Origin of the sequence: Phycicoccus endophyticus, from assembly GCF_011326735.1 — a bacterium.
GTDB lineage: Bacteria > Actinomycetota > Actinomycetes > Actinomycetales > Dermatophilaceae > Phycicoccus > Phycicoccus endophyticus.
Map to the genome: position 1 here is coordinate 182,348 of NZ_JAANCN010000007.1, position 8,031 is coordinate 190,378.

Genomic DNA, 8,031 nt, shown 5'->3' on the forward strand with positions numbered 1-8,031 from the left:
CCTCGACGGTGGTAGTGGAGCCGCTCGCACCCTTCGGGCATTCCGACTCGCCACGACGCGGCGTGGCCTACGGCTGCGGGACAGTGCCGGACTCGGACCGGCTTCCCCCGGCAGATGCGTGTGGGTGCCGCCCCGGGGGGCGACGAGGGCACTCTACCCCGGCCGCGACGGCGGCGGGCTAGGGTGCCGCCCGTGGCCCCGCTCCCCGCCCGCGTCCTCCTCCTCGGGGGCAGTGCCGAGGCCCGCGCGCTCGCGGACGCGCTCGTGGCCCGCGGCCTCGAGGTCACCTCCTCGCTGGCCGGCCGGGTCTCCCGCCCCCGCCTGCCCGCCGGCCGGGTCCGGGTCGGTGGGTTCGGCGGCGTGGAGGGCCTGCGGGCGGCGCTGCGGGCCGAGGGCTGGACGCACGTCGTCGACGCGACCCACCCGTTCGCGGCGACGATGACGGCGCACGCTGCCCGGGCCACCGCGGCCGAGGGTGTCCCGCTGCTCCGGCTGGCCCGCCCGGGCTGGTCCGGACACCCCGACGCGGGGGCGTGGCGCTGGGTCGAGGACCACGACGAGGCGTGCGTCGTCGCCGGGCGGCTCGGGCGCCGCCCGGTCCTCACGACGGGTCGGCAGACGCTGCACCACTACCGCGGCTGGGCCGAGCGGCCGGTCCTCGTCCGGCTCGTCGAGCCGCCGGTCGACCCGCTGCCCGGGGCCTGGACGCTCGTGCTCGCCCGCGGCCCCTACGACGTGGACGGTGAGACCGACCTCCTGCGCGGGCACCGGGCCGACGTCCTGCTCACCAAGGACTCCGGAGGCGCCCACACGGCGGCCAAGCTCGACGCCGCCCGCGTGCTGGGCGTCCCGGTCGTCGTCGTGCGCCGGCCGTCGGTGCCGGACGGGGTCGCGGCGGTCGACGACGTCGCCGGCGCGGTGCGCTGGGTCACCGGGGAGGTCTGACGGCGACCCGCAGCCCGACCCCGACCGCCAGCGCGCCCCACGTCACCCGGCGCAGCAGGGCGGCCGCGCGCTGGACGTCCCGCGGTGTCGGGGCGGGCCCGTCACCGAGCACCCCGCGGTCCTCGACGACGTCCCCGTAGGTGTTCGTGCCGCCGAGCCGGAGGCCCAGTGAGGTCGCCCAGGCCGCCTCCACGGGGCCGGCGTTGGGGCTCGGGTGCGCTCGCCCGTCGCGCCGGGCGGCCCGCAGCACCTCGCGGCCGGCGCCGGTCCGCAGCTGCGTCTCGAGCGCGGTGAGGGCGACGGTGACCCGGGCCGGGGCCCAGGCCGCGAGGTCGTCGAGGCGGGCGGCGGCCCAGCCGTAGCGCTCGTAGCGCGCCGAGTGGTGCCCGACCATCGCGTCGAGGGTGTTGACGGCCCGGTGGCCGAGGAGACCGGGCAGCCCCGCGACCGCGCCCCACAGCAGCGGCGCGACGACGGCGTCGACGGTGTTCTCCGCGAGGCTCTCCACGCAGGCGCGGGCGAGCCCGTCGACCTCGAGGGCGCTCGGGTCGCGACCGACGAGCGAGCGCACCCGGCGACGGGCCGCGGGCAGGTCCCCGTCCTGGGCGGCGGTGGCCACCGCGGCGGCCTCGCGCTCCAGGGAGCGGCCCCCGAGCACGGTCCACGTCACGGCGGCCGCGAGGACGGTGCGCGGCGCCGGGGGGAGGCGGGAGCCCGCGACGCCGGCGAGGACGGGACCGGTGACGAGGAGAGCCTCGGCGAGCAGCCCCCGGGAGCGCGTCGGGGCGTAGAGCGCACGCTCGACGCGCAGCGCGAGGGCCCCGAAGCCGGCCACCGGGTGCAACCGGTGGGGGTCGCCGAGCATCCGGTCGAGGACCACCCCGGCGACGAGCCCGGCCGCCACCGGCTCCGGGCGGGGGAGCCTCATCCGCCGGGCAGGGTGAGGACGCGGCCCGCCACCACGAGCAGCACCCGGTCGGCGGCGCCGGCGAGCTGCTGGTTCAGCCGGCCCAGCTCGTCGGCGAACACGCGCCCGGAGTGGTGGGCCGGGACGACACCCCAGCCGACCTCGTTCGTCACGACGACGAGGTCGTGCGGGCAGGCGGCCCAGGCGGCGACGACGTCCGCGGTGCGCTCGTGCAGCCCGGGCTCCCAGCCCGCGCGCGGGGTGTCCCACGCGCCGAGGCCGTCGAGGACGGCGGTGAGCCAGGTGCCCGCGCAGTCCACGAGCGCCGGCCCGCGCAGACGGCGCAGGGCGTCGGCGAGGTCGGCGGTCTCGAGCGTGGACCAGTCGCGTGGGCGGCGGGCCCGGTGGGCCGCCACGCGCGCCTGCCAGTCGGGGTCGTCCGCGCGTGGTCCGGTGGCGACGTAGGTGACCCCGGGTCGGCCGGCGAGCAGGTCCTCGGCGACCCGTGACTTTCCCGAACGCACCCCGCCGGTGACGAGCGTCCTCACGGGCGGGCTCCCGCCGCCAGGGCGAGGAGCAGCACGGTCGTGGCGGTCTCGACGGCCGCGCCGACGGTGTCGCCGGTGACGCCCGCGACGGCACGCACGACGCGGCGCACGACCCAGGCCACCGCCGCGGCGCCCGCGAGCACGCCGAGCGGGCCGGCGAGCAGACCGACGCCGGCGAGCCACCCGAGGGCCGCGAGGGCGAGTGCGGCGAGGGCCACCCAGCCGGCCGCGACGGCGCGGGGCACCGTGGCGGCGACGAGGGCCCCGAGCCCGTCCGGGCGGGCCGGTGGCAGGCCGCGCACGCACACCGCCGGACAGGCGACCCGGCCGAGGGCGACGGCGGCGCCGGCGAGCAGGCTGCCCGCGACGCTGCCGGTGAGGACTCCGAGCGAGGACGCCTGGGCGAGCAGGACGAGCACGAGCGCGACCGCTCCCATCGGCCCGACGTCGCCCGCGCGCATCACCGCGAGCGCCCGCTCCCGGTCCCATCCGGCTCCGAGGCCGTCGACGGTGTCGGCCAGCCCGTCGAGGTGCATCGCCCGGGTCGCGAGCGCACCGGCACCGACGGCGAGCGCACCGGCGGCCGGTGCGGGCAGACCGAGCAGATGGCCAGTCAGGCCGCTCGCGGCGACCGCCGCCCCGACCGGCAGGGCGGCGACCGGGGCGAGGGCCATCGCCCAGCCGGCCCGCCCGGGCGTCACCTCGCCGACGTCCCCGCTCGGCAGCACGGTGAGCGTGCCGAGGGCCAGGCGCAGCCCGGCGGCGGCCTCGGACGGCCTCATGGCCGCTGCTCGAGGGCGTCGACGACGGCGCCGACCACCGTGACGGCGGGCGGGCCGACCCCCGCGGCCAGCGCGGCCTCGGCGAGCCCCGCGAGGGTGGCGCGGACGGTCCGCTGGCCGGGCAGCGACCCCTCGGCGACGCAGGCCGCGGGCGTGTCCGGGGACATCCCGTGGCGGACGAGCTCGGCGGCGGTCTCGCCGAGGGTCGCGTTGCCCATGAGGACGACGAGGGTGAGCCCGCTGCGGGCCAGCGCACCCCAGTCGACGGCGCTGCGCGGGTCGCCCGGGCCGACGTGCCCGGAGACCACGACGAAACCCTGGGTGAGCGCACGGTGGGTGACCGGGATGCCGGCGAGGGCGGGCGCGGCGACGGCCGAGGTGACGCCGGGGACGACCGTGACCGGGATGCCGTGACGCACGCAGGCGTTCCACTCCTCGCCGCCGCGCCCGAAGACGAAGGAGTCTCCGCCCTTGAGCCGGACGACGTCCAGCCCGCGCGCCGCCCGGTCCACGAGCAGGGCGTCGATGGCCTCCTGCGGGGTGAACGCGCCGCGCGGGATCTTCCCGACGTGCACGACCTCGGCGTCCGGCCGGGCCCGCTCGAGGGCGGCGAGCGGCGCCAGCCGGTCGCAGACGAGCACGTCGGCCCGCTCGACGGCCGCCAGGCCCGCCACGGTGAGCAGCCCGGGGTCGCCGGGGCCGCCGCCGACGAGGGTGACCCGGCCGACGCGGGCGGGCGGCTCGGTGCTCTCGGGGGTCCCGTCGGCCACCGGGCCGTGCGGGTCACGGACGACGACGTCCGCACCGTCGGCGTCGGCCTGCGGGTCCAGGGTGAGCAGGCCGCGCGCGGCGAGGTCGCGCAGCTGGGCGTGCACGGCGTCGCTCGTCGTCGCGTCCGGGCGCACCACCGGGCGCACCCCCTGCGCGGCGAGCGCGTGGACGGTCTCCGCGACGCGGGGGCCGGGGCGGGTGACGAGCACGGACGCGCCCGCCGGGACGGGGAGGACGAGGCTCATGCCGACCGCTCCGTCCGCCGGGCCAGGACGCGCCCGAGCTCGCGCAGCAGACCGTCGCTCGTCAGCGGGTCGCGCACGGCGATGCGCACCCAGGCGGGCCCCAGGCCGGGGAAGGTGTCCCCCCGGCGCACCGCGTAGCCACGCTCACGCAGGGCCTCGCGCACCCCGACGCCGACCTCGACCAGGACGAAGCTCGTCGAGGACGGCACCGGGCGCAGCCCGAGGGCGGTCAGCCCGGTCACGAGGTGCCGGCGCCAGGCGGCGGTCTCCTCGGCCGCGCGGGCCGCCTCCGCCCGGGCGAGCGGGGTGGCCGTCTCGACCATGACCCGCGCCGCGAGGGTGCCGACCGACCACGGCGGCTGCTGCCGCGCCAGCCGGGTGAGCAGCGCCGGGTCGCCGAGGACGTAGCCCGCGCGCAGCCCGGCGAGCGCCCACGTCTTGGTCAGGGACCGCACGAGCAGCAGGCCGGCGAGGTCGGGGCCGGCGAGGCTGGCGTCGTCGCCGGGGTGGGTGTCGACGAAGGCCTCGTCGACGACGAGGACCCGGCCCGGGGCACGCAGGGCCTCGAGCGTGGCGCGCGGGTGGAGGACGCCCGTGGGGTTCGTCGGGTTGCCGACGACGACGAGGTCGGCGTCGGCGGGGACCGCCTGCGGGTCGAGGGCGAAGTCGTCCTCGGGCGTCAGGAGCACGTGCTCGGGCACCGTGCCCGCGAGGCGCAGTGCCGCCTCGGGCTCGGTGAACTGGGGGTGGACGACGACGGCGCGGCGCGGGTGCAGGGCACGGGCGAGGAGGGTGAACGCCTCGGCGGCCCCTGCGGTGGGGAGGACGGCGGCCTCCGGGACCTCGTGCCGGCGGGCGAGGGCGGTGCGCGCCGCGGCGGTGCTCGGGTAGGCGGCGAGGCCGGCCACCTCGGCACGCAGGTGGTCGGCGAGCCACGGCGGGGGTGCCTCGCCGCGGACGTTGACGGCGAGGTCGACCAGGCCCGGGGCGACCTCGGCGTCGCCGTGGTGGCGCCACGGGTCCGCCGGCGGAGCGGGGGCGGGCCGGACCGCGGGGGGTGCCGGCGTCGCCGGCGCGGGCAGCGCGCCGCGTGTGGGAGCGGCGTGCACGGCGTCGGCGAAGCGGCGGGCCAGCTGCGGGTGACCCGCCCAGTGGACGTGCAGGTAGGAGGCGTGCACCGTCGGCGTGCCGGTGCCCGCCGGGTCGAGCGACCAGCCCTCCGGCTCGCCGTCGAGCAGCCACCCGGGACGCTCGCCGTGCCCGGGGAGGGTGCGGGTGCGGTGGAACTCGTGGCCGCGCACCACGGCCCCGGCCGGCGCGAGGAGGGTGTCGTGGTCGGTTCGGGCGGTCCGGTAGCGCAGCGTGAGCCGCGGGTGCATCGCCGCCGTGGTGGGCACCTGCGCGACCATCCGGTGCCCGTCGACGCTCTCGGCGAGGTAGAGCAGCCCGGCGCACTCGGCGACCGTCGGCAGGCCCGAGCCGACGGCGTCGGCGACGTCGGCGAGCAGCGAGGTGTTGCCCGCCAGCGCGGCCGCGTGCACCTCGGGGAACCCGCCACCGAGGTAGAGCCCGCTCGTCCCCGCCGGCAGCGCGGCGTCCCGCGCCGGGTCGAAGACGACCGGCTCGCAGCCCTGGGCGCGCAGCAGCTCCTCGACCTCGGCGTAGCGGAAGGTGAACGCCCGCCCGCCGGCGACGGCGACCCGTCGGGAGGGGCGCTGCGGCCCGGTCGGCGCGGCCCAGGGGCGGGCGTCCAGCGGTGGGGCGCTGCGGGCGAGCTCCAGGACGGCGTCGAGGTCGACGAGGCGGGCGGTCTGCTCGGCGAGCCGGTCGAGCGCCGCGGCGGCGTCGGCCCGCTCCGCGGCCGGGACGAGCCCGAGGTGGCGCGAGGGGGCCGAGACGCCGGAGTCGCGGGGCAGCACCCCGAGCACCGGGACGCCGAGGGCCTCGAGCGAGCGCCGGACCTCGGCGGCGTGCCGGGGCGACCCGGACTTGTTGAGGACGACCCCGGCCACCTCGACCTGCGGGTCGAAGGTGCGCAGGCCGTGCACCGTCGCGGCGACGGTGCGCGCGGCCGCGGAGATGTCGAGGACGAGCACGACGGGGGAGCGGGTCAGGGCGGCGACGTGTCCGGTGGAGGCCCACCCGTCGGCGCCGAGCCGCCCGTCGAAGAGCCCCATGACCCCCTCGACGACGGTGACGTCGGCCGGGGTGGGGGTGGTCGCGGCGTGCAGGAGGAGGGGCAGGACCTGCTCCTCGCCCTGCAGCCACGGGTCGAGGTTGCGGCCGGGGCGCCCGGTCGCCAGGGCGTGGTAGCCCGGGTCGATGTAGTCCGGGCCCACCTTGGCCCCGGCGACGGCGTGCCCGGCGTGCCGGAGCGCGGCCATCAGCCCGACGGCGACCGTCGTCTTGCCCTGGCCGGACGCGGCCGCGGCGACGACGAGGCGCGGCACGGTCACCATTCGATGCCCTTCTGGCCCTTCTGGCCCTGGTCGAAGGGGTGCTTGACCTTGGTCATCTCGGTGTGGACGTCGGCGATCTCGAGCAGCCGCGGGTCCGGGTCGCGCCCGGTGACGACGACGTGCTGGTAGCCGGGCCGCTCGCGCAGCACGCGGACGACCTCGGCCGCGTCGACCCACCCCCACTTCAGGACGTAGGTGAACTCGTCGAGGACGTAGAGGGTGTGGCGCTGCTCGGCGAGCCGGCGCGCGACCTCGGCCCATCCCTCGCGGGCGGCCGCGGCGTGGTCCTCCGTGCTGCCCTGGGTGCGCGACCAGGACCAGCCCGACCCCATCTTGTGCCACTCGACCGGGCCGCCCTCCCCGGTCTGCTCGTGCAGCCGGCCGAGGGCCTCGAGGGCCGTCTGCTCGCCGACGCGCCACTTGGCGCTCTTGACGAACTGGAAGACCCCGATGGACCACCCCTGGTTCCACCCGCGCAGCGCGAGGCCGAAGGCGGCCGTCGACTTCCCCTTGCCCGCACCGCCGTGGACGACGACGAGCGGCCGGGTGCGTCGCTGGCGGGTGGTCAGGCCGTCGTCGGCCGTGACCGGGACCTGTCCCCGGGGCATCAGGCGACCCTCCCGCGGCCGGGCACCTGCGGGTCCGCGGCGGCGCGGGCCGCCGAGACGGTGGCGAGGAGGGCGTCGGCGGCCACCTCACCGAGCGGGACGTGGGTGGCACCCATCCGGGCGGCCAGGTCGGCGGCCAGGCCGAGCCGGAGGCGGCCGGCCTCACAGTCGACGACGACGCTCTGCACGCCCGTGCCGGGCCAGGCGTCGGCGACCGCGCGGGCCCGTTCGAGGGCGTCCGCCCCCGCGGTGGCCCGCCCGTCGGTGACGAGCACGAGCAGCGGCCGCCGCCGGGGGTCGCGCAGCCGCTCGAGCTCGAGGGTGCGCGCCGCGAGGACGAGCCCCTCGGCCAGCGGCGTGCGTCCCCCGTGGGGCAGCGACTCCAGGCAGCGGGCGGCGGCCTCGACCGACGAGGTGGGCGGCAGGTCCAGGGCGGCCGCGGTCCCCCGGAAGGTGACCAGGCCGACCCGGTCGCGGCGCTGGTAGGCGTCCAGGAGGAGGGAGAGGACGGCGGTCTTCACCTCGGCCATCCGGCGCCGGGCGCCCATCGAGCCCGAGGCGTCGACGGCGAGCAGGACGAGGTTGGCCTCCCGCCCCTGGAGGACCGCCGAGCGCAGGTGGTGCGGCGCCACCCGCAGCCGGCCGTGCTCGCCGGACCCGCGGGCCCTCGCGGCCGCGGTCACGGTGGCGGGCAGGTGCAGCCGCCCGGACGCGCCGACGCGCCAGCCCACGGTGCGCCCGCTGCTCGTGCGGGCCCGGCTGCGCC

The 8,031-nt window shown here is 79.1% G+C and carries 8 protein-coding genes and 1 riboswitch; of the genes, 1 reads left to right on the top strand and 7 read right to left on the bottom strand.

The features are described from left to right. Nucleotides 1-35: 35 nt before the first annotated feature. A riboswitch (cobalamin riboswitch) is annotated at nt 36-108 on the bottom strand. 84 nt (nt 109-192) lie between these two features. Then, on the top strand, nt 193-945 hold the full coding sequence (locus tag G8D98_RS10030) for a cobalt-precorrin-6A reductase (RefSeq protein ID WP_229661743.1): 753 nt from the start codon (nt 193-195) through the stop codon (nt 943-945). Here the strand turns inward: G8D98_RS10030 and cbiB are convergent. The 7 genes from cbiB to G8D98_RS10065 all read right to left on the bottom strand — a co-directional run. Then, nucleotides 929-1,873, bottom strand: a complete 945-nt coding sequence (gene cbiB / locus G8D98_RS10035; RefSeq protein ID WP_166102425.1) for an adenosylcobinamide-phosphate synthase CbiB — start codon at nt 1,871-1,873, stop codon at nt 929-931. The genes G8D98_RS10030 and cbiB overlap by 17 nt on opposite strands. Continuing rightward, nucleotides 1,870-2,400 carry a bifunctional adenosylcobinamide kinase/adenosylcobinamide-phosphate guanylyltransferase gene (cobU, locus tag G8D98_RS10040; RefSeq protein ID WP_166102427.1) on the bottom strand — a complete coding sequence of 177 codons (531 nt, stop codon included), beginning with the start codon at nt 2,398-2,400 and terminating at the stop codon, nt 1,870-1,872. Before cobU ends, cbiB begins: the two co-directional genes overlap by 4 nt. Beyond that, a complete protein-coding gene (locus tag G8D98_RS10045; protein WP_166102429.1) occupies nt 2,397-3,182 on the bottom strand; it encodes an adenosylcobinamide-GDP ribazoletransferase in 786 nt (261 codons plus the stop codon). Before G8D98_RS10045 ends, cobU begins: the two co-directional genes overlap by 4 nt. Beyond that, entirely contained in the window at nt 3,179-4,198 is a 1,020-nt protein-coding gene (gene cobA / locus G8D98_RS10050; RefSeq protein WP_166102431.1) for a uroporphyrinogen-III C-methyltransferase, read from the bottom strand. Before cobA ends, G8D98_RS10045 begins: the two co-directional genes overlap by 4 nt. Beyond that, nucleotides 4,195-6,657, bottom strand: a complete 2,463-nt coding sequence (locus G8D98_RS10055) for a bifunctional hydrogenobyrinic acid a,c-diamide synthase/histidinol phosphate aminotransferase CobBC (RefSeq protein ID WP_205859757.1) — start codon at nt 6,655-6,657, stop codon at nt 4,195-4,197. Before G8D98_RS10055 ends, cobA begins: the two co-directional genes overlap by 4 nt. Continuing rightward, the gene (cobO, locus tag G8D98_RS10060; protein ID WP_166102433.1) at nt 6,651-7,265 is read right to left on the bottom strand and encodes a cob(I)yrinic acid a,c-diamide adenosyltransferase; all 615 of its coding nucleotides are present in this window, start codon (nt 7,263-7,265) and stop codon (nt 6,651-6,653) included. Before cobO ends, G8D98_RS10055 begins: the two co-directional genes overlap by 7 nt. Next, nucleotides 7,265-8,031: vWA domain-containing protein (locus G8D98_RS10065; RefSeq protein ID WP_166102434.1), on the bottom strand; the 767-nt coding region annotated here is incomplete at its 5' end. The genes G8D98_RS10065 and cobO, both read right to left, overlap by 1 nt.

What these genes read in the sequence shown, in the direction of transcription:
- cobA (WP_166102431.1), bottom strand. Translation starts at nt 4,198, where the DNA reads ATGAGCCTCGTCCTCCCCGTCCCGGCGGGCGCGTCCGTGCTCGTCACC.
- cobO (WP_166102433.1), bottom strand. Translation starts at nt 7,265, where the DNA reads ATGCCCCGGGGACAGGTCCCGGTCACGGCCGACGACGGCCTGACCACC.
- cbiB (WP_166102425.1), bottom strand. Translation starts at nt 1,873, where the DNA reads ATGAGGCTCCCCCGCCCGGAGCCGGTGGCGGCCGGGCTCGTCGCCGGG.
- G8D98_RS10055 (WP_205859757.1), bottom strand. Translation starts at nt 6,657, where the DNA reads ATGGTGACCGTGCCGCGCCTCGTCGTCGCCGCGGCCGCGTCCGGCCAG.
- G8D98_RS10045 (WP_166102429.1), bottom strand. Translation starts at nt 3,182, where the DNA reads ATGAGGCCGTCCGAGGCCGCCGCCGGGCTGCGCCTGGCCCTCGGCACG.